Here is a 26862-nt window from a genome sequence, read left to right as displayed (position 1 = left end):
CATAGTTACACACTGAGGCGTGTTTGCAAACACAGTATAGGAGCCGCCTCCGCTCCTGCAGCGCCGCACTCGCCGTGCGTGCTTGTCGTGCTCGCGTAAACCATGATCCGCACCCCAAGGTGCGCATTTATTCGATGACTGCTTGCAGTCATCATAAAATGGACGAGATTTGCCCGTTCATTTTATACCTTGACTCAGCGATCTTGGATCGCGTCATTTCGGTATCGAAAATCAGTTTCTACTGGAACTGATTTTCGTATATAAGGACTTTTTGAAAGTCCCTATAAGCACCGTCAGGTGCTCTTAGCCCTGCTTCTGCTTGTGCTTCGGGTTCTGGCAGATAACCATAACCTTGCCCTTACGGCGAATAATCTTGCACTTCTCGCAGATCGGCTTTACAGACGGTCTTACCTTCATGTTATTTTACCTCCATCAAGATTTTGCGGAACCGTAAACGGCTCCTCTTTTGGTGGGATGGGACACCGGAAACCTGTCCGGCGACCACTGGCGCGCAGGTCACATGCGTACCTCCGCCCGCTTTTTATCTTACTTGGAACGCCAAGTGATACGACCGCGGGTCAGGTCGTAAGGCGACATCTGAACGGTGACCTTGTCGCCGGGAAGAATGCGGATAAAGTTCATGCGGAGCTTGCCCGAGATATGCGCCAGAATCTTATGGCCGTTGGGAAGCTCTACCTGAAACATTGCATTGGGCAGCGCCTCTACGACGGTACCCTCGAGCTCAATCACATCATCTTTTGCCATTGTGGTTTATCCTCCTCGGTCAATTTGCGTTCTCGTCCCCTGTCCAGAGGGCGAGCGCCTTGCGGATCTCGCTGTTTGTCAGCCGGCTTTCGCTTTGCAGCTTAAGCCGTGTGCGCTCGTCGCATGGGCCCTGCAGGCTCACATGCTTGCGGCGCTTGCGCTTCGGGTTTTCGGCCCGGCGCGCACGTCCGTTCGCCAGCAGAAGAAAATCCCCCTCCTCTGCGACGACCAGCATCAGCTGTCCTCTGTCCCTTCCGGTCAGCGACAGCACAATGTCGGCGGTACGAATCTCTGCCATTACAGCACTTCGCCGTCGATATTCGTAAGAATCTCCGGCTCTCCATCCGTAATAGCGATGGTGTTTTCGTAGTGAGCGGACAGCTTGCCGTCCTTGGTCTTAACCGTCCAGCCATCCGGCAGGACCTTGACCGTGTAAACACCCACATTGACCATCGGTTCTACCGCGATGACCATACCGCGCTGCAGGCGAATGCCGTGGCCCGGTTTGCCGTAGTTCGGAACCTCCGGGCTCTCGTGCAGCGCAGAGCCTACGCCGTGACCGACGTAGTCGCGCACGACAGAAAAGCCGTTGGCCTCGACGTAAGCCTGAACGGCTGCGCCGATATCCGATACGCGGTAGCCCTCACGGGCAAATTTAATGCCTTCAAAGAAGCTCTGACGTGTTACAGCGATCAGCTTTTTTGCCTCTTCGCTTACCTCACCGCACGGAACCGTGCAGGCGCAGTCGCCGTGGAAACCGCCGATGTACGCACCAACGTCAACCTTAACGATATCGCCTTCCTTGACAACTGCATGCTTGGAAGGAATACCGTGGATGACCTGGTCATTCAGCGATACGCAGGCGCTGCCCGGGAAGCCGCCGTAGCCGAGGAAGGACGGCTTGGCGCCGGCATCCTCAATCGTCTTGCGGACGATGCGGTCGATCTCCCAGGTGGTAACACCCGGCTTTACGGCGTCTGCCGCCGCCTTACGCGCAATAGCGGTAAGGCGGCCGGCAACACGCATTTTTTCAAGCTCTTTTTCCGTCTTGATATGAATCATATTACAGACCCAGCGCCTCTACTGCAAACTTTTCGGTAGCGGTGATGCCCTGAGCACCATCGATGCTCTTGAGCTTGCCCTGGGCTTCATAGTAGCCCTTGAGCGGCTCAGTCTGCTCATGGTAGGTTTCAAGACGATGACGAACGACCTCAGCCTGATCATCGCTGCGGATGACCAGCTTATCGCCGCAGATGTCGCAAACGTCCTTCACGCGCGGCGGATTTGCCTCAACGTGATAGGTTGCACCGCAGCGCAGGCAGACACGGCGGCCGGTCATGCGCTTTTCGATGACGTCGTCTGCAACCTCAAGGGACAGAGCGCAGTCGATGTGAGCAATCTCGTCGAGTGCTTCCGCCTGCGGAATCGTACGCGGAAAACCGTCGAGGATGAAACCGCTCTTGCAGTCGCGCTTAGCGATACGCTCCTTCAGCATGCCGATAACCACTTCATCGGGTACCAGCTTGCCGGCATCCATATACTCCTTAGCGGACTGGCCGAGCGGAGTATTGTTCTTAATCGCTTCGCGCAGGATGTTACCGGTGGAAATGCTCGGTACACCCATCTGCTCGATCAGGTAAGAAGCAAGCGTGCCCTTACCGGCGCCCGGAGCGCCCAGCAGAATTAAATTCATTTGAACACAGCCTCCAGAATTATTCCAGGAATCCCTTATGATGACGCATCAGCATCTGTGCTTCCATCTGCTTCACCGTATCAAGCGCAACGCCTACTACGATGATAACCGAGGTGCCGCCCAGGGCTACGTTACTCAGGCTGGAGTTTACTGCGCCTACGATCAGCGGGAGCAGTGCTACAACAGCGAGGAACAGCGCACCAACGAAGGTGACCTTGCCGAGTGCCTTGGTGATGAAGTCGCTGGTCGGCTTGCCGGGACGGAAGCCCGGGATGAAGCCGCCGTTCTTCTTCAGGTTGTTGGCGATCTCGATCGGGTTGAACTGGATGGATGCATAGAAGTATGCAAATGCGAGGATCAGCAGTGCGTACAGTACAATGTAGAACACGCTGGTCTGAGAGAACAGGTTAAGAATGTGCGCACCAACCGAGCCGCTCTCCGGGTGCCAGAACATCGAAATGGTCTGCGGCAGGGACAGGATGGACGATGCGAAGATGATCGGCATAACGCCGGACGCATTGACCTTGATCGGCAGGTGGGTGGACTGACCGCCGTACATCTTGCGGCCAACTACGCGCTTTGCGTACTGAACCGGGATGCGGCGCTCTGCATTCGACATATAAACGATGAATACAACGATCGCAAGACCGACGATAATCATTGCAATGCCGGAAACGATGCCGCTCGTGCCGGTCTGGAACAGATTAACCAGCGTACGCATGAGCGACGGACCGCGGGAGACGATACCTGCGAACAGGATGATCGAAATGCCGTTGCCGATACCCTTCTGGGTGATATGCTCGCCCATCCACATGATCAGCGCGGTGCCTGCGGTGAAAGTTACGATAATGGTTACGGCTGCAAGCGCGCCGGTGTTGGACAGCATAGTCTTGCCGCCGAAACCGTTGCGGAGCAGTGCGTAGTAGGACAGGCCCTGGAGCAGACCAAGCAGAACGCCGAGGTAACGGGTCCAGCTTGCGATCTTCTCGCGGCCTTCCTCGCCGCCGTCCTTTACCATGCGCTCAAGAGCGGGGATGGCAACAGTCAGCAGCTGAAGGATGATGGATGCGTTGATATACGGGGTGATGGACATTGCGAAGATGGTCGCACGAGACAGACCACCGCCGGTGAACATATCCAGATAACCAAGCATCGAACCGTTCACCGATGCCTGCTCAAAGTACTGAGACAGGAGCGCGGTATCAATAAACGGAACCGGAATGCACGAACCAAAGCGGAAGATCAGGATGATGAACAGAGTGTACAGCATCTTCTTGCGCAGTTCGGGCATAGACCAGGCGTTTTTAAGGGTTTGAAACACCTTAAACCACCTCGGCCTTTCCGCCTGCGGCTTCGATCTTCTCCTTTGCGGAAGCCGAGAAAGCAGCTGCCTTAACGGTCAGCTTCTTGGTCAGCGTGCCGGTGCCGAGGATCTTGATGCCGTCGAGAGCATTCTTAACGATGCCGGCATTGCAGAGGATCTCTGCAGTTACCTCAGCGCCGTCTTCAAACTTCTCCAGTGCGGAAACATTGACCGGTGCGTAAGTGGTGCCGAAAATGTTGTGGAAACCACGCTTCGGCAGACGACGTGCCAGAGGCATCTGGCCGCCTTCAAAGCCCGGACGGACACCGCCGCCGGAACGGGCCCACTGGCCCTTGTGACCGCGACCTGCGGTCTTGCCATTGCCGGAACCAGCGCCGCGGCCCTTACGGTATGCCGGCTTGGTAGCGCCTGCGGCAGGCGTCAATTCATGCAGCTTCATGGGTTACGCCTCCTCTACGATTTCGAGCAGGTAACCGATCTGCTTTACCTTGCCGCGCGTCTGCGCGTTGTCCGGCTGAACGGTTACGTCATTGATCTTCTTAAGCCCCAAAGAATGAGCCGTTGCGATGTGCTTCTCCAAGCGACCAGCCAGGCTCTTTTTCAGGGTAATCTTCATGTTAGCCATTGTCAGTTACCCCTTTCTTACAGTTCTTCTACGGCTTTGCCGCGTACAGCAGCTACCTGAGCTGCGTCGCGCAGGCTCTTCAGGCCTTCCATCGTTGCGGTAACAACGTTCTGCGGGTTGTTGGAACGCAGGCACTTGGTACGGATGTCCTTGATGCCGGCAGCCTCAACTACTGCACGAACAGCGCCGCCGGCGATAACGCCGGTACCGGGAGCAGCAGGCTTGAGCAGAACGCGGCCTGCACCGAACTCGCCGATAACCTCGTGCGGGATGGTGGTGCCCTTCAGAGAAATCTTAACGAGGTTCTTCTTGGCGTCCTCGATGCCCTTGCGGATAGCGTCCGGAACCTCGGAAGCCTTGCCGAGGCCAAAACCAACGGTACCCTTGCCGTCGCCTACTACGACCAGAGCTGCGAACTTGAAGATTCGGCCGCCCTTAACGGTCTTGGCAACGCGGTTCAGCGCTACGACGTTCTCGGAGAACTCGTCCTCACGCTTATCGTTTCTGTTAAACTGAGCCATGTTTTACCTCCTCCCGATTAAAACTGCAGGCCGCCCTCACGGGCGCCATCTGCGAGCTCCTTCACGCGGCCGTGGAACACATAGCCGCCGCGGTCAAACACGACAGCCTCAATGCCCTTAGCCTTGCAGCGCTCGGCAACGATCTGACCAATCTTCTTGGCTGCTTCCTTGTTGCCGCCGTACTCGGTAAAGCTCTTCTCTGCAGTCGAGGCGGATACGAGGGTTACACCGGCTACATCGTCAATAACCTGTGCATAGATGTTCTTTGCAGAACGGAATACGTCCAGACGGGGACGCTCAGCGGTGCCGCTGATCTTAGCGCGTACGCGCTTGTGGCGCTGAAGGCGCGCCTTGTTGGAATCCTTCTTCGAAACCATTTATTTTCGCCTCTCCTTTCCTTACTTCTTCTTAGCGCCGGTCTTGCCTTCCTTGCGGCGGACATACTCATCAGCGTAGCGAATGCCCTTGCCCTTATAGGGTTCCGGCGGACGCTTCTCGCGGACTTCCGCTGCAAACTGGCCAACCTTCTGCTTGTCAGGACCGGAGATGATGATCGTGTTCGGGTTCGGAACGTCGATCGTGATGCCCTCTACCTCGCTCATGGTAACCTGATGCGAGTAACCGAGGTTCATAACCAGATCCTTGCCCTGCTTAGCGACACGGTAACCAACGCCCTGAACGCTCAGCTCCTTCTTGAAGCCATCGGTAACACCAACAACCATGTTGTGAACCAGGCTGCGGGTGAGGCCGTGCAGTGCGCGGTTGTGCTTGTCGTCGTTCGGACGGGTTACGAGGATTTCGTTGCCCTCTACCGCGATGGTCATGTTCGGATGAAATTCGCGGGTAAGGGTTGCCTTAGCGCCCTTCACGGTAACAACGCTGCCGTCAATCTTGACTTCAACGCCGGCCGGGATGGCAATCGGCATTCTACCAATACGAGACATTGTTTATACCTCCCTTACCATACAAATGCGAGAACTTCACCGCCGACATTCAGCTCGCGAGCCTTCTTGTCGGTCATGACGCCTCTGGAAGTGGAAACGATGGCAATACCAAGGCCGCGGAGTACCTTCGGCAGCTCCTGTGCGCCAGCGTATACACGCAGGCCCGGCTTGGACACACGCTTGATGCCGGTGATAGCCTTCTGGCGGTTATCAACGTACTTCAGTGCGATGCGGATAATGCCCTGGGTGTTGCCCTCTACAACCTCGAAAGACTTGATGTAGCCTTCATCGAGCAGGATCTGGGCAATAGCCTTCTTCATCTTGGATGCGGGTACATCCACACTGGCATGACGAGCATTGCCAGCGTTGCGGATACGAGTCAGCATATCCGCGATAGGATCAGTGATCTGCATAAAATGCTCTCCTTTAATATAAGAAGTTTGGGGGTAGTGCAGCAATCGAGCGCCGGTGGGTTAATCCGGTTCTGATTTGTCTGTTTGCCCTCCACTTTTCTTTACACTGTTCGTGGCCCTTCCACGGACAGCGGCGGGGATAAAAAATCGCCGGTCCAGTACTCAACCAGACCAGCGTTAATTATAGCACGAGAAACCAATGGCTGCAATCGGAAAAAGTGCTGATTTTTACGCAGTTTTAGCCTGTTTTGCAGTCAAATTGCTTGATTACCCGGTATAACGGCAGGTCGGCCGTTTTTGGACCGCACCAGGGACCACGCCGGGAAAATCCGGTTGATGGCCGATGGGCGTGCGCAGGAGAAACTCCTTTGCGCGGCAATTCGGTTACGCATTTGCGCAACTGTAATTAGTATACACTACACCGGGTGTATCGCGCAAGTGTTTTTTTCAAAATTTCTTATTTTTTTGAAATTTCTTTTTCGATGGGATTTCGCCTGCGAGGCGAACGGAACTGCGCTGACGCCGCGCGGGCGCACAAGAGGGTAGACAACCTGCGGTTTTCCACCCTCTTGTAAATCTCCCCTTTTCCCTTAGAGGGTCTGGCGCAGATTGCCGACATGTGACCGCTGCGAAAATGGGAAACGGCAGTCGGGTTACCACAGCGTGTCTTTCTCCGCCTTTTCGCAGTTCACAGATAGCGTACTGCTACACATACGGTTAAATCTACGCTGAGTGCGGCATAACAGTGCCGCACAATTCGTGAGCGCGTTGTTACAGGCAGGGCCTGCGAAGATAAATTGTCCCAGATAGCCAAATTCGTAGGTGCCGTGCGTTACAACGCACCAAAGGGTTGCGCGACACGGGCATGTCGCGCCTGCGTAGATTTAACCGTATGTGTAGCAGTACATTATCTGACACTGCGAATAGGGCAAGAAATGGGAGCACACTGTGCTCCCCTACGATAGAAAGAATCCTCTGCCGTTCCCCTTATTTCGAAGCAGTCGCCGCTCTCCGATTTTTGCCGGGCTAAGAAACAAAGGGAAACGGGAGTTAAGAGGGTAGAAACCGTAGGTGTCTACCCTCTTGCCCCGCCGCGGGGCGCGGCAGTCTCCCACGCTCCGCAGAGCGCATTTCATTCTTTAGGAAACCGCAAAGTAATGCAAGTCCCCTCGCCGAGCGCACTCTTCAGCTCAACCTCCGCATGATGCAGCACCGCACCATGCTTGACAATCGAAAGCCCCAGTCCGGTGCCGCCGGTCATCTTGCTGTGGCTTTTATCCACGCGGTAGAACCGCTCAAACACACGCTGCTGATCCGCCGGCGCGATACCGATGCCGGTATCCGACACCTGCACGAACGGCCGGCCGTTCTCCGTACCGGTCGTAAGCGTCACGCTGCCCTGCGGCTTATTATAATTGATGGCGTTATCCGTTAGATTGAAGATCATCTGCTCAAGCGTGCGGCGCTGACCGGAAACCGCAGCCGGTTCTCCCTCGATGCGCAGCGCGATGCCCTTGCCTGCTGCCTTGCTCTGCAGGCGGTCGCGCACAGTATCACAGAGTGCGGACAGCTCCACCGGCTCAAAGGACACCGTTTCTCCGCCTTCATCCAGCCGGGACAGGTGAATGATATCCTCGATGAGCGCCAGCAGCCGCTGCGCTTCCGTGCGGATCTTGCCCGCAAACGGCGCCACGTCCTCCGGCTTGGCAATGCCGCCCGCGATGATCTCCGCGTAGCCCATGATGCTGGTCAGCGGCGTTTTCAGCTCGTGCGACACGTTGGCTGTAAATTCCTGCCGCTGCTGCTCGGCACGCTCGCGCTCGGTAATATCCACGATCAGCAGCACGGCGGCATGCCATGCGCTGTTCTCCTCCACCGAGCTTGCCGTAAGTTCATAAATGCGGCCGTTCCGCTCGAGTTTTCCGTGCGCGCCTTTGCCGTCGAGCGCCTGCTCGACCACCTGAATGTAATTCGCATCGCGGCACAGCGTCAGATAGCTTCCTTCCGCACTGTCATGCGGGAACAACGCCCGCGCAGCGTGATTGGCGAACAGAATCATGCCCTTGCCGGAAAACAGTACCAGACCTTCATCCATACGGGCCGTAATGTCGTCAAACTCAGCCTGACGGCGCTGCAGCTCGTCCATCTGCGCCTGAATTTTGCGGTTCTGCTTGTCCATGCGGTGCAGCAGCGGCGACAGCTCGTCATAGGCTTCGCCCTTCATCGGATCATGCAGGTCGAGCGCTTCGATTGGCTTGAGGAACAGACCGGTCAGCCAGCCTGCCAGCAGCGCCGCGACCAGCAGCGCCAGCAGGATGATCAGCACAATCCACGGCGATGCGCTCGACAGTGCGCCGAACACACTGTCCGCAGTTGCGGAAATACGCAGAACATCGCCGTTTTTCAGGCGCACCGCGTAATAAAACGTCTGCTTAGCGAAGGTTTCGGACAGACGGTTGTCCTCGCCCGTGCCGTTCTGCTCTGCCGCCGCAATCTCCGGACGGACGGCGTGGTTCTCCATCTCGGAGGCATTCGTGCGGTTGTCGTACAGCACCGTGCCGTCCTGCGCGACCAGCGTCAAACGGTCGGCATATACCGAGCCGAACTTCTCCAGCTTCTCCCGGATATTATCCACCGCAGACAGGTAGCTGCTCTCCGTCACCAGCCGCCGCCGCATGTCATTGGTCAGACCGGCGTGAACTGCCAGCAGCAGCAGCCCGGTCGTCAGCAGCAACGTGACAAGCGATGTGAGGAAAATGCTGCCGAATACACGCTTTCTCATGTATGCTCTCCCATGCGGTAGCCGACACCGCGGACAGTTTCGATCAGCGCACCGTCCGCGCCCAGCTTTTGCCGCAGCGTGCGGATATGTACATCGACCGTGCGGGTTTCGCTTTCATTATTATAGCCCCAGATATTCTCGAGCAGCACATCGCGCGTGAGCACGGCACCGCGGTTTTTCATCAGCAGGCACAGCAGCTGGTACTCCTTGAGCGTCAGCTGCACCTCCTGCTTGTTAACGAATACAGTGTGAGCACGCTCATCCACACAGATGCCGCCGGCTACCAGCGGACGCGGCTCATCCTTGTCCTGCATATCCTCGGTGCGGCGCAGGACCGCACGAATGCGCGCGATCAGCTCCATCATGCCGAACGGCTTGGGAATGTAATCGTCCGCACCGGTGTCCAGACCGACTACCTTGTCGTACTCCGTGTTTTTCGCAGTCAGCAGAATGACCGGAATCTTCGCCGTATCCGGCGCTGCGCGCAGACGACGCAGAATGGTGATGCCGTCCTCGCCGGGCAGCATGATATCCAGCAGAATCAGCTGCGGCTTGCATTTTTTCAGAGCAGCGGTCAGCGCCGCACCGTCCTCGAAGCCGTCAGCCTCAAAACCGGTGTTGCGCAGTGTATACACCACCAGTTCGCGGATACCCGCATCATCTTCCACACAGTATATCATATATTACACTCCGATTTCTGTCAGCGTGCCGCCGCTTCCGCGCCGTGCATTGCACTTTTATGCGAGCCGGTGATGGAAAACTCCACCCATTCGGCAATATTGGTCGCGTGGTCGCCGATACGCTCCAGATACTTGGCGATCATCAGCACATCGAGTACGCGCTCGCCGTCCTCCGGGTTCTGCGCGATCTCCGCGATGAGGTCGCTCTTGCACTCGTCAAACAGGCGGTCTACCACGTCATCATATTCAATAACGCTCCATGCAAGGGTCAGGTCACGGCGGACAAACGCGTCCAGGCTGTCGGTCACCATTTTAATGGTTGCCTGCGCCATCTGGTCGATATGCGTGTTGTGACCGCACGCACCGGACAGATACGTTACAATCTCCGCAATATCGCTTGCCTGATCACCGATACGCTCGATATCCGTGATCATTTTCAGCACGGAGGAGATCAGACGCAGATCACTTGCCACCGGCTGCTGCTGCAGCAGCAGCTTGAGGCACATGGACTCGATTTCGCGTTCCTTGCGGTCGATCTCCTGATCAATGCGGATGGCGGCAGCCGCCAGCTTGATATCGCCCTCAAGCAGGGCCTTTACCGCACTGGCGATTGCGTTTTCGCACAGTGCCCCCATCGAGATCAGCTCATTGTTCATCTCCGCAAGCTGATTGTCAAAACGGTTTCTCATCAGCCGAACCTCCCCGTAATGTAGTCTTCCGTACGCTTGTCCGACGGCATGGAGAACAGCTTTTCGGTGTCATCCACTTCGATCATGTCGCCAAGCAGGAAGAATGCGGTCGTATCCGAAACACGGGTGGCCTGCTGCATATTATGCGTTACCATAACGATAGTATAATCCTTTTTGAGCTCGAGCACAAGGTCCTCGATCTTCGCGGTGGAGATCGGATCAAGCGCAGAGGTCGGCTCGTCCATCAGCAGCACCTCCGGGTCTGCGGCAAGCGCACGCGCGATGCAGATACGCTGCTGCTGACCGCCGGACATGGACAGCGCGGATTTTTTGAGGTTATCCTTGGTCTCCTCCCAGATAGCGGCACGCTTGAGCGAGGTTTCAACAATCTCGTCAAGCTGCACACGGCTCTTGATGCCGTGCGTGCGCGGACCATAGGCGATGTTATCATAAATCGACATCGGGAACGGATTCGGCTTCTGGAATACCATGCCGACACGGCGGCGCAGCAGATTGACGTCACAGTTCTTGTAGATATCCTGACCGTCAAGCATGATATCGCCCGTGATACGGCAGTTTTCCACCAGATCGTTCATGCGGTTGAGCGAACGCAGCAGCGTAGACTTGCCGCAGCCGGACGGTCCAATGAATGCAGTGATCTCCTTCTCCTTGATATCCAGATTGATATCGTGCAGGGCGTGAAAATCACCGTAATGCAGATTCATATTGTGAATTTCGATCTTATTTTCCATGTTCATTCTCCATTTACTTCTTGGTCAGCTTTTTCGCTGCCAGAGCGGAAAGCGTATTCATCAGCAGGACCACCAGCAGCAGAACGACTGCGGTAGCATTTGCCTCGTTCATGTGCAGCGCCTCACCCGAGAGCACATACATGTGGATGGCCAGCGTACGGCCGGACTGGAACAGACCGGGAATCTGGGCCATAGTGCCTGCGGTAAAGATGAGCGCCGCGGTCTCACCGACGATGCGGCCGATACCAAGGATAACACCGGACAGAATGCCGGGACCCGCAGCAGGCAGCACGATGCGGAATACCGTGCGCAGACGTCCGGCGCCCAGACCGAACGAGCCTTCGCGGTAGGAATCCGGAACCGCTATCAGTGCTTCCTCAGCGGTACGCATGATGAGCGGCAGGATCATGATCGCCAGCGTCATCGCACCGGCCAGCAGCGAGTATCCCCAGTGCAGCCTGGTGACGAAGAACAGCATGCCGAACAGGCCGTATACGATGGATGGAATGCCGGAAAGCGTCTCGGTCGTGATGCGGATGACGTTTACCAGCTTATTGCCGCGCTTGGCGTACTCATTCAGGTACACGGCGGTGAACAGGCCGAGCGGCACGGCCAGCAGCAGTGCCAGCGCGGTCGTTTCAACCGTAGTGAGGATGGCAGGCATCATCGAGACGTTCTCAGAGGTATAATTCCACTGAAACAGCGACGGCTTGAGATGCGGGATACCCGTCACCAGAATATAGCCGAGCAGGAACAGCAGCACCGCAAAGGTCAGCACAGCCGCGCCGTACACCAGACCCTTGAGCACAGCCGCAGATGCGGCGCCGTGCACCTTTCCGGTCTTTGCCTGTACGCGCACTGCCGGTTTTGCAGCAGAGACAGCTTCTCTTGTCATGCTTCCTTCCTCCTTTTGAGAACCGAGAATGCCAGATTGATAAGCAGAATGAATACGAACAGCACAACGCCGGTCGCAATAAGCGCCTCACGGTGCAGGCCGGTGGCGTAGCCCATCTCAAGCACGATGTTTGCCGTCATGGTGCGGATGCCCTTGAGCATACTGCCGGTCAGTCGCGGCTGGTTGCCCGCTACCATGATAACCGCCATGGTCTCGCCGATGGCACGGCCGATGCCGAGCACGATGCCAGCCAGCACGCCGGACTTGGCAGCCGGTACCATAACCGTGAATATGGCACGCTCATGCCGTGCGCCCATGGCGACGGCGCCCTCATAGTAGCTCATCGGAACCGCACGCAGCGCCGCTTCGGACACACCGATGATGGTCGGCAGAATCATAATGCCGAGCAGGATGGACGCCGCCAGAATGGATGAGCCGGAGATATCCGCACCGAACACGCCTGCCACCGCACGGACTGCCGGTACGATAATGACCATGCCGAAGAAGCCGTATACGATGGACGGAATACCGGCCAGCAGCTCGGTACACGGCTTGAGCAGACCGTACAGCTTTTTCGGACAGTAGAATGCCATGAATACTGCGGTCAGCAGACCGATCGGTACGCCGATAACGATCGCACCGGCGGTGATGTACAGGCTGCCGAGGATCATCGGCAGGATGCCGTAAATGTCGTTGCCCGGCTTCCACTTTGCGCCGGTGAGGAAGTCCAGCAGGCCAATCTCCCTCATGGCAGGCACACCGTTCGCAAACAGGAAAATACAGATGAGCACCACCGCGAAGATGGAGGTCAGCGCACAGAGAAAAAATACCATGTGCATCAGGTTTTCCCGAAGATTCTTCATAAATCTATCTCCTATACAGGCACAGGGCGAATCACTTCGCCCTGTTTTATCAGTCTGTGAATTCGCTTACGCGAGGTCGCCCCAGTCGGTGATGTCGCCGACATAGATACCCTTGATCTGATCCATAGACAGGTCGTCAATGGTGTTCGCCGGGTTTACGACTACTGCGATGCCGTCAAGTGCGATGGCGGTGCCGGTAAGCTGTGCAGCCTCGTCGTCCTTCAGCTCGCGGGATGCCATGCCGATGGCAAAGGTGCCGTCCATCGTGCCGGTCATGCCGGAGGTGGAGTCAGAGGTCTGCAGGTCGATGCTTGCGTTCGGGTTTACAGCCTTGTACGCCTCGATCAGCTTCTCCATAACCGGGGATACCGAGGAGGAACCGCCGACTGCGATCTGTCCGGAAGAACCGTCGGAAGTAAAGGCTGCTGCATTGTCGTCAACAGCGATGTACTTGTTATCAGTTACAACAGCCTGACCTTCCTTGGAGAGGATGAAGTTGATAAAATCCTTGGCTACGCCGGTCGGCTCGCCCTTGGTTGCAATATTGAACGGACGGGACAGCTTGTAGGTGCCTGCCTTTACGTTATCTACGGTAGCTTCTGCGCCGTCTACCTTGACAGCCTTTACGGTGTCATTCAGCGCACCGAGGGAAATGTAGCCGATAGCCTTCTCGTTGCCTGCTACGCTGGTCAGTACAACATCGGTCTTGTTGGCGATCTCGGCATCCGCGGTGGTATTGTCGATCTTCTCGCCTGCGTCGTTCTTCTCCTCTACACCAGTCAGTTCGATGAACGCGCCGCGCGTACCGGAACCATCCTCACGTGAGATAACGGTGATCGCACCGGATACGCCGCTGTCATTACCGCTTGCCTGGGAATCCGAAGAATCGGAAGAGGAGCTGCCGCCGCAGCCGCTCAGTGCACCGGTCAGCATCAGTGCTGCCAGAAGCATGGAAATGCTCTTTTTCATAATTTGTTCTCCTTTTACATTCGTCTTCATTTTTTGTTACAAGATTATCTTACGGAAGTTTTGTAAAATGCAAAAGCGAGAGTTCGTTAAGTTTAGGTAAAGTGTGTGTTTTCGAGTAAAATCTATGTTAAATCGAGGTTTTCGCCTGCGATTCAGTGGGATTTGTGCTCTGCGGAACGCAGGAACGTGCGGCATCCGCCGCAGGGGCAAAAAGGAAGGACAACCTGCGGTTTTCCTTCCTCTTTGGACTCCTACCTTTCCCTTGCTTCCTAATTTGACGCAGATTACCGACATGTGACCGCTGCGAAACAGGGGAACGGCAGAGGATTTTTTCTTCCGTGTTTTTCGTGACCTGTTCGCAGGGTCGGATAGTGTTCTGCTACACAGGTCGGCTACTTCCAGCAGGCGCAACATACCCATGTCGCGCAATTCGTTAGTCCGGAGGTTACGGACAGCACCTACGCAGGATAAATGATACCAAACATCTAAATTCGCAGATGCCGTGCGTTACAACGTGCCAAGGATTTGCGCGGCACGGTTATGCCGCGCTCTGCTGGAAGTAAACCGTCTGTGTAGCAGTACGCTGTCTGTGAACTGCGAAAAGGCGGAGAAAGGCACGCAAGAGTAACCCGACTGCCGCATCCTTTTCCTGCTTACGCAGTCTACCGTCTGCACCCAAGCTATCCCAACAAGGGAAAGGTAGGAGTTCAAAGAGGAAGGGAAACCGCAGGTGTCCCTTCCTTTTTGCCCCCGCGGCGGGCGCCGCAACGTCCCCGCCGTCCGCAGACGGCGTACTCCCCTTGCTGAGGTTCAGCGAAAAACTCCCCGCCCGTTAGGAGCGAACCGCCTGCGCGGTTCGTGTGCCCCGCTGAGTCGGTGCCGAGAAAAAAAGAGAACCCTCTCACGAAGGTTCTCTAAAAAATCAGGTTTTTCGTTTTCGGAAGTACCCGAGGTACATAACCGCTGCCGCCATGCTCCAGAAATACGCCATCATATACGGCACCTCGAAGATATTCTCGAAGTAGCAGTGCACCAGCACGCCGCACATACCTGCGAACATGGGAACCGCCAGCACGCGCGTGCGGTCGCCCTTGGTGTAGCCGGTACGGCCGATCGAGCGCAGGCTCCACAGCGCCAGACCGAACAGCAGCAGGATGAAGAACGCCAGACCGAGATAACCCATCTCGACCAGCGTTTTCAGATAATAGTTATCCATGTAGAAGTAGGAGAAATCCTTGGTCTCCTCGATGACCTTGTTCTGCATGGCAACCGCGCCGCCGAAGCGGCCGAGGCCGAAGCCGAGCACCGGATCGCTTTCCTGCAGCAGCTTAAGACCCTTGGACCAGCGAATAACACGACCTGCACGGCGGCTTGCCGCAAGGTAATCCGCGGTAAACAGATAAGTGATGCGGTTCGCAATAGACGGGATTGCCAGCAGTGCACCGACACCGGCCACGCCCATCAGAGCGATCAAACGACGGTCCAGAAAGATGGCGAAGATCACAACGGCTACTGCCAGACCGCCCCAGGCACCCTTGGAAAAGGTGAAAATGCAGCTCAGGCACATCATGCCGGTCGCGCAGATAGCCAGCACCTTGACCCACATTTTACTGCTGTAATATGCAAGTCCTGCCACCATCGGGGCAAACAGCACCAGCAGACTGCCCATGATATTCGGGCTGCCGGTGAGCGAGTACACACGCGTACGCACGCTGGCCTCGGTCTGAGAGACCCAGCTCGACGGGATCGGCGCGGCTACGATATACTGATAAATGCCGTGCGCCGCAATGCAGAGTGCCATCACGACGAGCGCACCGTAGAATACCGCGAAATCGCGGTCGTTCTCAATCAGGCGGGTGACGAGGAAGAACCAGAACAGGTACTCCACAACCGCACGGTAGCCCGCTACCGCGATATGCGTATTCGGAGAAACCGCACACATCAGGAAAAAGCCGACCGCGATGAACAGCAGCAGATATGCGTCCACCGGCGTAGCACGCGAGCCGAGCGGCGCACGCTTCATCGCCATGTGCCACAGGATGTACGCAAATGCAGCAAGCATCAGACACTCATCCCACACGGATGCCACAAACGACGGCAGATAACCGGCGTCCGACACCCAGCGGACAGCGGAATCGAGCGGCAGATACATCGCCAGACAAATCAGCAGCAGACCGCGCATGCCTACGAACCTGCAGGCTCTGCCGATCAGGCCGCCGCCTGCGACACGCTCGATTGGCCGCCAGACGGCAAGGCAGATGCGGTAGATCAGGCTGTTTGCCGCAATTCCGCCCAGTTTTTCGACAAACCGGCGCAGCGCTGCCAGAATCCGCGCATAGGTGCTGTTCGCCGCTGTACATATCGGTGCCGCACAGAATTTATTCCACAGACGGCAGAATACCGAGCCTGGGTACGCCTGCCGGATACGGTTAAAGAATCCCGCGATAGCGCCCTCGTGGTACCATGCGCGCAGACACATCAGCAGCCGCACGAACAGACTGTTTTCAAATAACGCTTTCATAGGCTTTAATTATCCGCAATATCGACCGAATCAATGTTGCCGGTCGTCTCAAAATCGTTGGTCTTTACAATGAATGTACGGCCTGCACGCACCTCCTGCGTACCGATGGCCGGTGCAGGCGTGCCCTTGGAAACCTTGGTCGTGATGGTGAATACCAGATCCTTCTTCTCCGGATCGGTTGCCGTTACAATGCGGCCGTCAGCGGTGGTAACCTGCTGATTGTAATCCTCGATCTTCATATCAGTGATCTGCGCATTGACATAGCTGTTGCCGTTTACCAGCGACTTGCCTACCTGACTGTTGCGCTGCACCTCGTTTACCAGAAACGGCGTTGCACCGCGTACGCGGACGGTCATCGTCAGGGAGACCTGCGGAGACGCAACCTCCTTGATCTGCTTGGCAAACAGCTTGTAGCCGACACCGGCTACGACAGCGATCGCAGCGACCAGCACCAGCAGATCGACAACATTGATGATGCCGAACAGCTTGCCCTTTTCGTTAATGATCTTCATAAATTTCCTCCGTTGGCAAATGAATTTCGTGTTTCACTGTGTCATTATACCATAGAGCGACTGAAAAGTTAAGTGTTATCTTTGTGAAGCAGCAAGTCTGCCAGAAGTGACCGAAATTCCACCCGGTCGCTGCCTGTTCTGCTCTCACTTGCCGCCTCCTCGCAGGTGATGGAAAACGCCGTACACCACCATGCCGCACGAGGACTCTGCGGCGCAAGCGCCGACCAGAACAGCACATAAACCGCCGTCAGCACTGCCGCAAGCACCTTTCTATCCTGTTTCTGCATAACAAAACCGCCTTTCTGCATCCGGTGTACCCAGTATGCCCGAAAGGCGGCTTTCTATACCCGTTTAATTGCAGGTTTCCGTCAGGAATGTATCTGCGAAACGGCGGCGCAGCATTTTCGCTGCCGTTTTGGCGCGGCTCTCATCCGAGAACAGGCCGTACACGGTCGGGCCGGAGCCGCTCATCAGCGTACCGTCCGCACCGTTTTCTGCGAGAAACGACTTGATTTCGCCGATCTGGCGGCGTTTTGCCGCCGTAACGGTCTCCATCACGTTGGACAGGTACGCGCACACGCCCTCGTAATCTCCCTGATTGAGCGCGGCCATCATGCCCTTGTTGTCCGGATGCTCGAGGATATCCACGCTGTCGATCTCCTGATAGACCTCCTTGGTCGGCACCGCAAACGGCGGCTTGCACAGTACGACCCAGCAGTGCGGCATATCGGGCAGCAGACTCAGCTCCTCGCCGATGCCCTGCGCCAGCATGGTGCCGCCGCGCAGGCAGAACGGCACATCGGCACCCAGTTTAAGTCCCATCTCGCACAGCTCGTCGTCGGTCAGACCGGCTGTATGCAATGCGTTGAGCGCACGCAGCACAGCCGCCGCATCCGTCGAGCCGCCCGCCAGACCTGCCGCAACCGGAATGCGCTTTTCGATGTGAATCTCGCAGGTTTCGAGCAGTGCGCCGGTCTCCTTGTAGAACAGCTCCGCCGCACGGTACGCCAGATTGCGCTCGTCGGTCGGCAGAAACGGCAGGCTGCAGCTCAGCACGATGCCGCGCGGCTTTTTCTCGCCGTGGATGGTGGTAACGCGCACGGTATCGTGCAGCGCGATCGACTGCATGACCATCTCCACCGTGTGGTAGCCGTCCTCCCGCCGTCCGGTGACGTCAAGCGTCAAGTTGATCTTTGCACGGGCACGAACAGTCGTATCCGCGTGTGTAATTTCCTGTTTTCGTCTAAAAAGCATGTTGTTTCAGCCTCTACATTTATTTCAGTGCGATCTGCACCGGTTTGCGCTCACGGAACACGGTAACGTGGGTAAAGCCTGCGTCGAGTGCATTCTTCACGCAGTCGTCTACGCCGCGCGCCACGGTGTCCAGCGTGTGCGAATCCGAGCCGATCGAGATGCGCTCGCCGCCCATGCGCTTGTATTCGTACAGAATATCCTGCGGTGGACCGACCTTTTTCTGCCAGCCCGCAATGCCGGCAGCATTCAGCTCAAGCGCATAGCCGTGGTCGATGCACGAGCGCAGCACCTGCTGGACGCGGTCCATATAATTGTCAAACGACGGGATATAGTCGCCGTGCTTCATCACGCGCAGCGGATAGTCAATGTGCGCCAGCACATCAAAGCCGCCGTGCTCCTCGAGCAGCAGCAGCTGATCGAAATACTCGTGCAGGAACTTGTCGCAGTCCATATTGGGAAAGTCATGAAAGTAGATATCCAGATCGTTCGGCATGGCATGCAGCGAGCCGATGACCATATCGAACGGATGCGTGCGGACAAAATCGTCCGCATCCGGTGTGGCGTGCAGCTGGCCGATCTCCATACCCGCCAGAACCTCAATACCGCCGTTCCCTGCCGGACGGCGCTTTTCCCATACCTCGCGCGCACAGGCTTCCGGGTCACGGTTGTCGCGCGTGCCGCCCGAACGCAGAAAATCCAGATGATCGGTAATGCCGATGATATCCAGTCCGGCCTGCTCGCAGGCGTGAATTTTATCGTCGATGGACTGCGGATACTGGGCATCGGCCGAATATCCGGTGTGCATATGCAGGTCTACCCGCATGGACGTTCCTCCTTATAGATAATTGAACACGGTCTGCACAAAGCAGGCAACGATCAGCAGAAACATGCCTGCATTCTGCAAAACGGCTTTGAGCGACGGCGCACAGGGTCCGTGCAGCCAGACCTGCTGTTTTCTGCCGCGAACGAGCAGAATTATGCCGATCACCAGCATTGCCATCCAGAACAGACCGAGCGCCGACTGCGCGGCTATGGTATCCGGCAGCAGCATGGGCACCACCGAGCCGATGATGTTGAACAGCATGTGCAGCAGCACCGAGGTGCGCAGCAGTCCGGTGCGGTAGTACGCGTAGGACAGCAGCAGACCGAGCGCAAAGGCATAGAAAAACTGCTCCAGATTGGCGTGATACAGACCGAACAGCAGCGCAGAAATGAAGGCGCCCGGCTTCTGCCCGTACCGCGCGAGACGGCCGGCCAGCAGGCCGCGGAACACCAGCTCCTCACACAGCGGACCGATAATGCAGGCACCGAGAACGATGGCCGTCATGGACATCTGCGAAAAGCTCTCGTCCACCATGCCGACCGGATCGCGTCCGGTCAAGGTGTAGACCATGTCGTTGATATTCGTGCCGATGAGCGAACCGAGCCACATCAGCGCACAGCCGATGACAAACCACCGGCCCATGCGCTTTGCGCCTGCCCGCTCCCTGCAGAACGGCATCGGCGGTGTTTTGCGCCACAAACAGAACACAATCGGCAGCGATACCGCATAATGTCCGACGAGCAGCAGCAGATAATACAGCGTTTCCGGTATGCGGAACGGCAGGATACAGCCATCCAGCCAGTACAGGCCGAACTGCCAGAGAATCGACCACAGCATGATCGCCAGCACGGAAAATCCCAGCTTCGAGCAGTAGCGGCGCTCCTGCGGGATATCAATTTGCTCCATAAAAGTTTCCTCTCCGGGCAAAAACAGAGGCGGAGCCTATGCTCCGCCCCCATATTTGTCTAATTGACGAAAGGCTTACTGAGCCTTGGCCTCGTTTACCAGACGCTCGGTATCCTTGGCGATCATAAGCTCCTCGTTGGTCGGAATAACCAGAACGCGAACGCGTGCCCAGTCGATGGAGATATCCATCTGCTTGCCGCGGTACTTGTTCTTCTCCGGGTCGATCTTGATGCCGAGGTACTCGAGGTGCTCGCAGACATCCCAGCGAACCGAACGGTCGTTCTCACCTACGCCTGCGGTGAAGATGATAGCGTCTACGCCACCCATCTCAGCAACGTAGGAACCGATGATCTTCTTAACGGACAGGTTGAACATATCCTTCGCCAGAGCAGCACGCGCGTTGCCGTCAGCAACTGCAGCGTCCAGATCACGGAAGTCGGAGGATACGCCGGAGATACCCAGCATACCGGACTTCTTGTTCAGGATATTGATGACCTCGTGTGCGTCCATGTGCTCGTGCTCAGCCAGGAACTCGATGATAGCCGGATCGATGTTGCCGGCACGGGTGCCCATCGGCAGACCGTCCAGCGGAGTGAAGCCCATGGAGGTATCGAAGCTCTTGCCGCCGTTGATTGCGCAGATAGAAGAACCATTGCCGAGGTGGCAGGTGATCAGGCGCAGCTCCTCGAGCGGACGACCGAGCATCTCAGCAGCCTGCTGAGAAACGTACTTGTGGCTGGTGCCGTGGAAGCCGTAACGACGGATCTTGTACTTCTCGTAGTACTCGTACGGTACAGCGTACATGTAGTGGGACTGCGGCATGGTCTGGTGGAATGCAGTATCGAATACTGCAACCATCGGAACGTCCGGACCCATAACCTCGCGGCAAGCCTCGATGCCGGTCAGGTTAGGCGGATTGTGAAGCGGTGCCAGCGGTACGCAGTCCTCGATAGCCTTGATGACCTTCTCGGTGATGATAACGCTGTCCGAGAAGAACTCGCCGCCGTGTACAACGCGGTGACCAACTGCGTCGATCTCGCTCATGGAGGAGATTACACCCTTTTCCGGATCGAGCAGAATGTTGATAACAGACTGGATCGCTTCCTTATGGGTGGGCATTGCGATGTCAAACTTGAACTTCTCATCGGACTTGTTGCCGGTGTGGGTCAGCACACCGTCGATGCCGATGCGCTCGCACAGACCCTTCGCCATTACCTCGCCCGACTCGGTGTCGAGCAGCTGGTACTTCAGCGAAGAACTGCCAGCGTTGATTACCAATACTTTCATTTGTGAAAACTCCCTTATGCCGTATTTGGCGGCTTGCATAAAGCCGCGGAAGCCTATATAATAATGCTATATTTTTATTCTACACGATTCTTTGCAAATGTACAACCCCTTTTTCGAGGTTTTTACCTTGCAGACCGCTGTCATCTCACTGAAAGGAGCACCGCCATGACTGTATGCGGCATCACCGCCGAGTATAATCCGTTTCACACGGGCCATCTGCACCATATTGCCGAAACCCGGCGCAGCCTCGGCGAAAACGCCGTGATCGTGTGCGTGATGAGCGGCAATTTCGTCCAGCGCGGCGATTTTGCCGTGCTGGATAAGTACGCGCGTGCCGAAATGGCCGTGCGCTGCGGCGCTGACCTCGTGGTTGAATTGCCGCTTGCGGCGGCGCTGTCCTCGGCGGAGGGCTTCGCCAAGGGTGCGGTGCAGACGCTGCACGCACTCGGGTGCGGCACGGTATCGTTCGGCGCGGAGACTGCGGATGCGGATTTGCTTTTACAGGCGGCAGAACTCCTGAACAGCCTGCCGATGGAGGGTGAATCCGGCTCTCCGCACCTGTCCTACGCCGCCAAACGGCAGGAGGAATTAGCGAAAGTTCACAAGCAGGCGGCAGCTCTTTTAGACAACCCAAACAACACGCTTGCCGTTGAATACTGCCGCTTCCTGCTCCCGCTCGGGATACGCCCGCTTGCGGTGCTCCGGCAGGGCGCGGCCCACGATGCATACGCGCCGCACAGCGGCTTTGCCTCGGCGAGTCTGCTGCGAGCGCATTTGCGAAACGGCGATTTCGCGTTCTGCGCACCGTTCCTGCCGCCTGCGGCTCGCGCCGTGTGGAAGAAGGCCGCAGATTGCGGTGAAGCGCCGGTCGCTCTGCCGGAGGACACGCTGCTCGCGCTGCTGCGGACGGCACTCTACCAAGGCAGACTGCGGACCGGCTCGGCAGACGGCTTTGACGAGCGGCTGTGCAAGGCGGTCTATACGGCACATTCGTTCTCGGATGCTGTAGAAAAGGCTCGAACGCGGCGGTTTCCGGCGGCTCGTGTGCGGCGAGCGCTCCTGCGGGCTGTGCTCGATGTGGAGGCAGACGCGCCCGTCTCCCCTGCTTATCTGCGCGTACTGGCACTCGGCGTGCGCGGACGCTCTGTGCTGAAAACCGCCTCCCTGCCCGTTATCGTCAAGCCGGCAACGGAAAAACGGCTGCCCGAAAATCTGCAAGCGGCACTCTGCCGCGATGCCTTCGCGGACGACCTGTTTGCGCTTGCACTTCCCGATCCCGAACGGAGAATCGGCGGCGGGCATTTCCGTAAAACGCCGTTCTGTCTGCGCTGAATTGACAATCCTCTCATTTTGCTTTACAATAAACTTTAGCGTTGTAAAGTGAAACGAGGGGATTTTATGATTGGTCTTGGAACCATTGTAAATGTCGGCACGGTGCTTATCGGCACTACTATCGGTATACTGTTAAAAAACGGTCTGCCGAAACGCTTTGAAAAAACGGTCATGCAGGGACTGGGACTAACCACCTGCTTTATCGGTATAGGCGGAACACTCAGCGAAGTATTGACCATACAGGATGGCGAAATCGGCACCCAGCATACCATGCTGCTTATACTCTGTCTGGCACTCGGCGCTGTCATCGGTGAAGCGCTGAATATCGAGCAGCGACTGGAGGATTTCGGTGCATTCTGTCAATCACACTTTGCTGCCAAAGGGGACAGCCGATTTGTTGAAGGCTTCGTTACCGCATCTCTTCTGTTTTGTGTCGGTGCAATGGCAATTGTCGGTGCATTAAACGATGGTCTGAATGGTGACCCAACCATGCTGATTGCCAAGGCTATTCTGGATGGTGTTGCCTCGATTCTCTTCGCCGCATCTCTCGGCAAGGGCGTATACCTGTCTATTGTGCCGATTTTCTTCTATCAAGGCGGCATTACATTGATGGCACGATTCATCCGTCCCTGGCTGACCGATGTCTTGATTGGTCAAATGTCGTGTGTCGGCTCCGTGCTGATTTTTGCCATTAGCTTGAATCTTATCTTCAACAGCAAGCTGCGTGTCGGCAATCTGCTGCCTGCGATCTTCCTGCCGGTGCTGTTTTTCTTTCTGGCGCGGTTTTTCCCGACTCTCGGCACCTTATAAAATCGACACCGTTTGACTTTCTTTTCGCCCTCCCGTATAATGGATACAACATTTAACGAAACGGAGCCGTAAACTATGCTCGCTTACACTTATCGAAAACAGGGTGAGTTTGCCCTGCAGAACAAGCCGGAACCCGTTCTCACGCATGCAGGAGACGCGGTGGTGCGCGTTACCATGTCGAGCATCTGCACGAGCGATCTGCACATCAAGCACGGCTCGGTGCCGCGTGCCGTACCCGGTATTACGGTCGGCCATGAGATGGTCGGCGTAGTCGAGCAGGTCGGTTCGGCAGTCAAAACCGTCAAACCCGGCGACCGTGTAGCCGTCAACGTGGAGACGTTCTGCGGACACTGCTTTTTCTGTCAGCACGGCTTTGTCAACAACTGCACCGATCCCAACGGCGGCTGGGCACTCGGCTGCCGGATTGACGGCGGTCAGGCGGAGTACGTCCGCGTGCCGTATGCCGATCAGGGTCTGACTGTCATTCCCGACCGGGTTTCCGACCGGCAGGCGCTGTTTGCCGGCGATGTGCTCGCCACCGGCTACTGGGCCGCCAAGATTTCCGAAATCAGGCAGGGCGACACCGTGCTTATCCTCGGTGCCGGGCCGACCGGTATCTGCACCATGCTGTGCGCCATGCTGCATCACCCACACAGGATCATCATCTGCGACCCCGATCCGGCGCGGCTGCGCTTTGTGCGCGAGCGCTATCCCGATGTGCTCACCATCACGCCCGACCACGCGCAGGAGTTCGTGCAGCTGAACAGCCCGCACGGCGGTGCGGATGTGGTCTGCGAGGTGGCAGGCTCGAACGAAAGCTTTCGTCTTGCATGGGAGTGCGCCCGTCCGAACGCCGTTGTCACCGTTGTTGCACTGTATGACAAGCCGCAGGTGCTTCCCCTGCCCGATATGTACGGCAAAAACCTGATCTTCAAGACTGGCGGCGTGGATGGCTGCGACACCGCAGAAATCCTGCGGCTGATTGAAAATGGTCAGCTGGATACCACACCGCTCATCACGCATATTTTCCCGCTGAATGAGATTGAAGCGGCGTACGATCTGTTTGAGAAGCGCCGCGACGGTGTAATGAAGGTGGCAATTACACCTCCGGAGAAGTAAAAACAAGCGGCAGAGGCACAGCCTCTGCCGCTTTTGCATTTTATTCGCAGTCGATTCTCTCGATTTTGAAGGTAACCGGCCGCGCTTCGTCCGAACAGCAGGTTATCATCTCGTTTTCGCGCTTCCTCCAGCCTTTCATAATCGAGCCGCCCTGCAGTCCAGTATAGATACAGCACGAAATCGCATCCCAGACCTCGGAGCAGAACGGCAGTTTCGGACCGCCTGCAACGGCATCAGCATCACCGATGGTTTGGGTCAGCGTGTTGATACCCATGTGCCAGAAATCGTCCCGCACATCATCGCGGTAGAATGCAAATTCATCTCCCACGTTGTAACGGGGGCACACGCCAGAGGACGGGTCGGCGCAATACTGCTGCTGCAGCTCCGGATACAGTTTTGTTGTTCAGAACAGTCGCCTTTTCATCACCATTCACCTGCTCTATTCAAGAGAAAGCCACCATATCAGTCGATACAGTGGCTTTTATAGCATTATTTTTTAATCAACCAGCTTATCCAGCTCGGCAACATGATGCGTGCCGGTTGCAGTCTGGTGTTCCGCCTGCTTGGCATACATGCCGACTACCGCAGCGGATTTCTTGATGGACTGCATCGTGCCCGCACCGGCTACACAGCCGCCCGGGCATGCCATGCCTTCGAGCAGATAGCCGTTGTACTTGCCGGCCTTGGCGGCCATCAGCAGCTTGCGGCAGTCGCGCAGACCCTCGGCGTTTGCCACCTTGATCTCGCGGTCCGGGTGTTTCTCGTTGATGACGTTGACAACGGCCTTGGCTACGCCGCCGGATACCGCAAAGTTACGGCCGTCCGTGGATGCATCGTTGATGCCGTGCGGATCCTCCTTGAGATTTTCCACGTCGATATGGCGTGCGGCGAAAATACCGGCCATCTCCTCGAACGTCAGCACGAAATCGACCTCGCTTCGTACGTCCGAACGCATTGCTTCGAGCTTCTTTGCCGCGCACGGTCCGATAAACGCAACCTTTGCGCCCGGCTGATGGTGCTTGACCAGTCGAGCGGTCAGCGTCATCGGGGTGAGGGCCATCGAGATGCAGTTTGCCTGATCCGGGAACAGCTTTTTCGCCATTGCGGACCATGCCGGACAGCAGGATGTTGCCATGAACGGCAGTTTTTCCGGTACTTCCTTAACGAAGTCCTCGGCCTCCTGTGCGGCGCACAGGTCCGCGCCGATCGCGACCTCAATAATATCCGCAAAGCCGAGGCGCTTCATCGCGGCACGCAGCTTGCCCGGTGTCATCTTCGGGCCGAACTGGCCGACAAACGCCGGTGCGACAGCGGCGTAGACACGCTCGCCCGCCTGAATGGCGCGGATCATCTGGAAGATCTGCGACTTGTCTGCGATCGCGCCGAACGGGCAGTTTACCAGACACTGACCGCAGGAAACGCACTTCTCGTAATCAATATCTGCTCTGCCATTGCAGTCGCTGTGGATGGCATCCATGCCGCAGGCTGCCGCGCACGGGCGCTCCTGACGGATGATGGCGTGATACTGGCAGACATCCATGCAGCGGCCGCACTTGATGCACTTCTCCTGATCGATAACAGAACGGCCGTTGAAGCGATCGAGCGATACTGCGCCCTTGGGACATACCTCAACGCACGGATGCGCCATGCAGCCCTGACAGCCGTCCGTGACCATGACCTCATTTTCCTTGCAGGCATGGCATGCGAACTTGATGACGTTGATCAGCGGCGGCGTGTAGTAGGTCTCCTCGCGGGTGGCAGCCTCGATGTTGTCGGACAGCGGCGCGTGCTCGGCGGCGCTGCGGCACGGTAGACCCATCGCCAGACGCAGGCGTTCGCCTACGATAGCGCGCTCGAGGAAAATATCATTGCGGATGTTGCCAACCTCACCCGGCATGATATCGTACGGCAGTGCTTCGATACGGCGGTCGGTCGGCCACTCGGTATGGTACGCCATACGGGCAACCTCGGTGAAAATGCGGTGGCGGATCTCCTGAATACGGGTTTCTACACCTCTCATAGCCATAGCTTGTTTTATCCTCCTAAATTCCTTTGCGACCCATTGAGCGGGTCTTCCCTTTATACTATCTTATGAGCGCTCCCGGCAGAGCGCATGTGCTCTTTTAACAGGATACCATAAACAGGGCTTTCTGCAAAGAGTATTTGTAGATTTTTTAACAATTACTTTGTTACAATTTTACCTGCATTTTTTGGGCATTCTGTTGAAAAACAACGCGCAGACGGACAGGTGTCTTTCTATCCCTTGCAAAATCGAAGGTTTTACGCTTGACGAAAAGCGGGCGATGTACGCTGCGGCGCGCGGGAACGGTACCCGCTAACGAATTATGTTATAGGCAACACCGCACAATTCAATCAGAACACA

General features: G+C 56.6%; 31 protein-coding genes. 3 read left to right on the top strand and 28 right to left on the bottom strand.

Annotation, left to right across the window (positions count from 1 at the left end; all coding sequences use genetic code 11):
* Positions 1-303: 303 nt before the first annotated feature.
* The 26 genes from rpmJ to DWZ82_RS00465 all read right to left on the bottom strand — a co-directional run bounded on the left by rpmJ (position 304) and on the right by DWZ82_RS00465 (position 21218).
* Positions 304-417 carry a 50S ribosomal protein L36 gene (gene rpmJ / locus DWZ82_RS00590; RefSeq protein WP_031472205.1) on the bottom strand — a complete coding sequence of 38 codons (114 nt, stop codon included), beginning with the start codon at positions 415-417 and terminating at the stop codon, positions 304-306.
* A gap of 129 nt (positions 418-546) precedes the next feature.
* On the bottom strand, positions 547-765 hold the full coding sequence (infA, locus tag DWZ82_RS00585; RefSeq protein WP_110435387.1) for a translation initiation factor IF-1: 219 nt from the start codon (positions 763-765) through the stop codon (positions 547-549).
* A 19-nt stretch (positions 766-784) separates the two neighbouring features.
* Complete coding sequence (locus DWZ82_RS00580; protein WP_110435388.1) at positions 785-1063, bottom strand: KOW domain-containing RNA-binding protein; 279 nt, start codon at positions 1061-1063, stop codon at positions 785-787.
* Positions 1063-1827: a type I methionyl aminopeptidase gene (gene map, locus DWZ82_RS00575; protein ID WP_118478048.1), complete on the bottom strand. Its 765-nt coding sequence runs from the start codon at positions 1825-1827 to the stop codon at positions 1063-1065. The genes DWZ82_RS00580 and map overlap by 1 nt, the downstream gene beginning before the upstream one ends.
* Before the next feature lies 1 nt (position 1828).
* The gene (locus tag DWZ82_RS00570; protein ID WP_110435390.1) at positions 1829-2458 is read right to left on the bottom strand and encodes an adenylate kinase; all 630 of its coding nucleotides are present in this window, start codon (positions 2456-2458) and stop codon (positions 1829-1831) included.
* A 19-nt stretch (positions 2459-2477) separates the two neighbouring features.
* Positions 2478-3779 (bottom strand): preprotein translocase subunit SecY, encoded by a 1302-nt coding sequence (gene secY / locus DWZ82_RS00565; protein WP_118478046.1) that lies wholly within the window; start codon positions 3777-3779, stop codon positions 2478-2480.
* Between the two features lies 1 nt (position 3780).
* Positions 3781-4221 (bottom strand): 50S ribosomal protein L15, encoded by a 441-nt coding sequence (gene rplO, locus DWZ82_RS00560; RefSeq protein ID WP_110435392.1) that lies wholly within the window; start codon positions 4219-4221, stop codon positions 3781-3783.
* Positions 4222-4224: 3 nt separating this feature from the next.
* Positions 4225-4407 (bottom strand): 50S ribosomal protein L30, encoded by a 183-nt coding sequence (gene rpmD / locus DWZ82_RS00555; RefSeq protein ID WP_110435393.1) that lies wholly within the window; start codon positions 4405-4407, stop codon positions 4225-4227.
* 17 nt (positions 4408-4424) lie between these two features.
* On the bottom strand, positions 4425-4928 hold the full coding sequence (gene rpsE, locus DWZ82_RS00550) for a 30S ribosomal protein S5 (RefSeq protein ID WP_054326956.1): 504 nt from the start codon (positions 4926-4928) through the stop codon (positions 4425-4427).
* Between the two features lie 17 nt (positions 4929-4945).
* Positions 4946-5305 (bottom strand): 50S ribosomal protein L18, encoded by a 360-nt coding sequence (gene rplR / locus DWZ82_RS00545; protein ID WP_117489843.1) that lies wholly within the window; start codon positions 5303-5305, stop codon positions 4946-4948.
* A gap of 21 nt (positions 5306-5326) precedes the next feature.
* Complete coding sequence (gene rplF, locus DWZ82_RS00540) at positions 5327-5872, bottom strand: 50S ribosomal protein L6 (RefSeq protein WP_117489841.1); 546 nt, start codon at positions 5870-5872, stop codon at positions 5327-5329.
* Positions 5873-5886: 14 nt separating this feature from the next.
* Complete coding sequence (gene rpsH / locus DWZ82_RS00535) at positions 5887-6285, bottom strand: 30S ribosomal protein S8 (protein WP_110435396.1); 399 nt, start codon at positions 6283-6285, stop codon at positions 5887-5889.
* A 1132-nt stretch (positions 6286-7417) separates the two neighbouring features.
* Entirely contained in the window at positions 7418-9067 is a 1650-nt protein-coding gene (locus tag DWZ82_RS00530) for a sensor histidine kinase (protein WP_118478044.1), read from the bottom strand.
* Positions 9064-9747, bottom strand: coding sequence for a winged helix-turn-helix domain-containing protein (locus DWZ82_RS00525; RefSeq protein ID WP_118478042.1), 684 nt, complete (start codon positions 9745-9747; stop codon positions 9064-9066). The genes DWZ82_RS00530 and DWZ82_RS00525 overlap by 4 nt, the downstream gene beginning before the upstream one ends.
* A gap of 20 nt (positions 9748-9767) precedes the next feature.
* Positions 9768-10436, bottom strand: a complete 669-nt coding sequence (gene phoU, locus DWZ82_RS00520; RefSeq protein WP_116704734.1) for a phosphate signaling complex protein PhoU — start codon at positions 10434-10436, stop codon at positions 9768-9770.
* Positions 10436-11188, bottom strand: a complete 753-nt coding sequence (gene pstB / locus DWZ82_RS00515; protein ID WP_442861199.1) for a phosphate ABC transporter ATP-binding protein PstB — start codon at positions 11186-11188, stop codon at positions 10436-10438. The genes phoU and pstB overlap by 1 nt, the downstream gene beginning before the upstream one ends.
* Before the next feature lie 13 nt (positions 11189-11201).
* Positions 11202-12083, bottom strand: coding sequence for a phosphate ABC transporter permease PstA (gene pstA, locus DWZ82_RS00510; protein WP_118478038.1), 882 nt, complete (start codon positions 12081-12083; stop codon positions 11202-11204).
* Positions 12080-12946: a phosphate ABC transporter permease subunit PstC gene (pstC, locus tag DWZ82_RS00505; RefSeq protein ID WP_118478036.1), complete on the bottom strand. Its 867-nt coding sequence runs from the start codon at positions 12944-12946 to the stop codon at positions 12080-12082. The genes pstA and pstC overlap by 4 nt, the downstream gene beginning before the upstream one ends.
* Before the next feature lie 66 nt (positions 12947-13012).
* Positions 13013-13915: a substrate-binding domain-containing protein gene (locus DWZ82_RS00500; RefSeq protein ID WP_118284620.1), complete on the bottom strand. Its 903-nt coding sequence runs from the start codon at positions 13913-13915 to the stop codon at positions 13013-13015.
* Positions 13916-14837: 922 nt separating this feature from the next.
* Positions 14838-16436: an O-antigen ligase family protein gene (locus DWZ82_RS00495; RefSeq protein WP_118478032.1), complete on the bottom strand. Its 1599-nt coding sequence runs from the start codon at positions 16434-16436 to the stop codon at positions 14838-14840.
* Positions 16437-16441: 5 nt separating this feature from the next.
* On the bottom strand, positions 16442-16948 hold the full coding sequence (locus tag DWZ82_RS00490) for a DUF4330 domain-containing protein (protein ID WP_116704737.1): 507 nt from the start codon (positions 16946-16948) through the stop codon (positions 16442-16444).
* A gap of 68 nt (positions 16949-17016) precedes the next feature.
* Positions 17017-17235 (bottom strand): hypothetical protein, encoded by a 219-nt coding sequence (locus tag DWZ82_RS00485; RefSeq protein WP_118478030.1) that lies wholly within the window; start codon positions 17233-17235, stop codon positions 17017-17019.
* A gap of 64 nt (positions 17236-17299) precedes the next feature.
* Positions 17300-18202 (bottom strand): 4-(cytidine 5'-diphospho)-2-C-methyl-D-erythritol kinase, encoded by a 903-nt coding sequence (gene ispE, locus DWZ82_RS00480; protein ID WP_110435407.1) that lies wholly within the window; start codon positions 18200-18202, stop codon positions 17300-17302.
* Positions 18203-18221: 19 nt separating this feature from the next.
* Positions 18222-19025, bottom strand: coding sequence for a PHP domain-containing protein (locus DWZ82_RS00475; protein ID WP_117751097.1), 804 nt, complete (start codon positions 19023-19025; stop codon positions 18222-18224).
* A gap of 12 nt (positions 19026-19037) precedes the next feature.
* Positions 19038-19931: a CPBP family intramembrane glutamic endopeptidase gene (locus DWZ82_RS00470; RefSeq protein ID WP_118478028.1), complete on the bottom strand. Its 894-nt coding sequence runs from the start codon at positions 19929-19931 to the stop codon at positions 19038-19040.
* Between the two features lie 75 nt (positions 19932-20006).
* Complete coding sequence (locus DWZ82_RS00465; protein ID WP_110435410.1) at positions 20007-21218, bottom strand: acetate/propionate family kinase; 1212 nt, start codon at positions 21216-21218, stop codon at positions 20007-20009.
* A gap of 165 nt (positions 21219-21383) precedes the next feature.
* On the opposite strand from DWZ82_RS00465, the gene DWZ82_RS00460 reads away from it, so the two are divergent.
* From DWZ82_RS00460 to DWZ82_RS00450, 3 genes are all read left to right on the top strand, one after another.
* Entirely contained in the window at positions 21384-22550 is a 1167-nt protein-coding gene (locus DWZ82_RS00460) for a tRNA(Met) cytidine acetate ligase (RefSeq protein ID WP_158575043.1), read from the top strand.
* 66 nt (positions 22551-22616) lie between these two features.
* Entirely contained in the window at positions 22617-23360 is a 744-nt protein-coding gene (locus DWZ82_RS00455) for a DUF554 domain-containing protein (protein WP_118478024.1), read from the top strand.
* A 75-nt stretch (positions 23361-23435) separates the two neighbouring features.
* On the top strand, positions 23436-24479 hold the full coding sequence (locus DWZ82_RS00450; protein WP_118478022.1) for an alcohol dehydrogenase: 1044 nt from the start codon (positions 23436-23438) through the stop codon (positions 24477-24479).
* 40 nt (positions 24480-24519) lie between these two features.
* On the opposite strand, the gene DWZ82_RS00445 is transcribed toward DWZ82_RS00450, so the two are convergent.
* Complete coding sequence (locus tag DWZ82_RS00445) at positions 24520-24861, bottom strand: TIGR04076 family protein (RefSeq protein WP_270554895.1); 342 nt, start codon at positions 24859-24861, stop codon at positions 24520-24522.
* Between the two features lie 114 nt (positions 24862-24975).
* Entirely contained in the window at positions 24976-26499 is a 1524-nt protein-coding gene (locus DWZ82_RS00440; RefSeq protein ID WP_118478756.1) for a 4Fe-4S dicluster domain-containing protein, read from the bottom strand.
* Between the last annotated feature and the right edge of the window lie 363 nt (positions 26500-26862).

Source organism: Butyricicoccus sp. AF35-5AC (assembly GCF_003477715.1).
Lineage (GTDB): Bacteria > Bacillota > Clostridia > Oscillospirales > Butyricicoccaceae > Agathobaculum > Agathobaculum butyriciproducens.
Note: the sequence above shows the minus strand (reverse complement) of the source record. Positions and strands in the feature narration are given on the sequence as shown.

Coding starts and splice junctions, on each gene's coding strand:
- rpmJ (WP_031472205.1), bottom strand. CDS start 417: ATGAAGGTAAGACCGTCTGTAAAGCCGATCTGCGAGAAGTGCAAGATT.
- infA (WP_110435387.1), bottom strand. CDS start 765: ATGGCAAAAGATGATGTGATTGAGCTCGAGGGTACCGTCGTAGAGGCG.
- DWZ82_RS00580 (WP_110435388.1), bottom strand. CDS start 1,063: ATGGCAGAGATTCGTACCGCCGACATTGTGCTGTCGCTGACCGGAAGG.
- map (WP_118478048.1), bottom strand. CDS start 1,827: ATGATTCATATCAAGACGGAAAAAGAGCTTGAAAAAATGCGTGTTGCC.
- DWZ82_RS00570 (WP_110435390.1), bottom strand. CDS start 2,458: ATGAATTTAATTCTGCTGGGCGCTCCGGGCGCCGGTAAGGGCACGCTT.
- rplO (WP_110435392.1), bottom strand. CDS start 4,221: ATGAAGCTGCATGAATTGACGCCTGCCGCAGGCGCTACCAAGCCGGCA.
- rpmD (WP_110435393.1), bottom strand. CDS start 4,407: ATGGCTAACATGAAGATTACCCTGAAAAAGAGCCTGGCTGGTCGCTTG.
- rpsE (WP_054326956.1), bottom strand. CDS start 4,928: ATGGCTCAGTTTAACAGAAACGATAAGCGTGAGGACGAGTTCTCCGAG.
- rplR (WP_117489843.1), bottom strand. CDS start 5,305: ATGGTTTCGAAGAAGGATTCCAACAAGGCGCGCCTTCAGCGCCACAAG.
- rplF (WP_117489841.1), bottom strand. CDS start 5,872: ATGTCTCGTATTGGTAGAATGCCGATTGCCATCCCGGCCGGCGTTGAA.
- rpsH (WP_110435396.1), bottom strand. CDS start 6,285: ATGCAGATCACTGATCCTATCGCGGATATGCTGACTCGTATCCGCAAC.
- DWZ82_RS00530 (WP_118478044.1), bottom strand. CDS start 9,067: ATGAGAAAGCGTGTATTCGGCAGCATTTTCCTCACATCGCTTGTCACG.
- DWZ82_RS00525 (WP_118478042.1), bottom strand. CDS start 9,747: ATGATATACTGTGTGGAAGATGATGCGGGTATCCGCGAACTGGTGGTG.
- phoU (WP_116704734.1), bottom strand. CDS start 10,436: ATGAGAAACCGTTTTGACAATCAGCTTGCGGAGATGAACAATGAGCTG.
- pstB (WP_442861199.1), bottom strand. CDS start 11,188: ATGGAAAATAAGATCGAAATTCACAATATGAATCTGCATTACGGTGAT.
- pstA (WP_118478038.1), bottom strand. CDS start 12,083: ATGACAAGAGAAGCTGTCTCTGCTGCAAAACCGGCAGTGCGCGTACAG.
- pstC (WP_118478036.1), bottom strand. CDS start 12,946: ATGAAGAATCTTCGGGAAAACCTGATGCACATGGTATTTTTTCTCTGT.
- DWZ82_RS00500 (WP_118284620.1), bottom strand. CDS start 13,915: ATGAAAAAGAGCATTTCCATGCTTCTGGCAGCACTGATGCTGACCGGT.
- DWZ82_RS00495 (WP_118478032.1), bottom strand. CDS start 16,436: ATGAAAGCGTTATTTGAAAACAGTCTGTTCGTGCGGCTGCTGATGTGT.
- DWZ82_RS00490 (WP_116704737.1), bottom strand. CDS start 16,948: ATGAAGATCATTAACGAAAAGGGCAAGCTGTTCGGCATCATCAATGTT.
- DWZ82_RS00485 (WP_118478030.1), bottom strand. CDS start 17,235: ATGCAGAAACAGGATAGAAAGGTGCTTGCGGCAGTGCTGACGGCGGTT.
- ispE (WP_110435407.1), bottom strand. CDS start 18,202: ATGCTTTTTAGACGAAAACAGGAAATTACACACGCGGATACGACTGTT.
- DWZ82_RS00475 (WP_117751097.1), bottom strand. CDS start 19,025: ATGCGGGTAGACCTGCATATGCACACCGGATATTCGGCCGATGCCCAG.
- DWZ82_RS00470 (WP_118478028.1), bottom strand. CDS start 19,931: ATGGAGCAAATTGATATCCCGCAGGAGCGCCGCTACTGCTCGAAGCTG.
- DWZ82_RS00465 (WP_110435410.1), bottom strand. CDS start 21,218: ATGAAAGTATTGGTAATCAACGCTGGCAGTTCTTCGCTGAAGTACCAG.
- DWZ82_RS00460 (WP_158575043.1), top strand. CDS start 21,384: ATGACTGTATGCGGCATCACCGCCGAGTATAATCCGTTTCACACGGGC.
- DWZ82_RS00455 (WP_118478024.1), top strand. CDS start 22,617: ATGATTGGTCTTGGAACCATTGTAAATGTCGGCACGGTGCTTATCGGC.
- DWZ82_RS00450 (WP_118478022.1), top strand. CDS start 23,436: ATGCTCGCTTACACTTATCGAAAACAGGGTGAGTTTGCCCTGCAGAAC.
- DWZ82_RS00440 (WP_118478756.1), bottom strand. CDS start 26,499: ATGAGAGGTGTAGAAACCCGTATTCAGGAGATCCGCCACCGCATTTTC.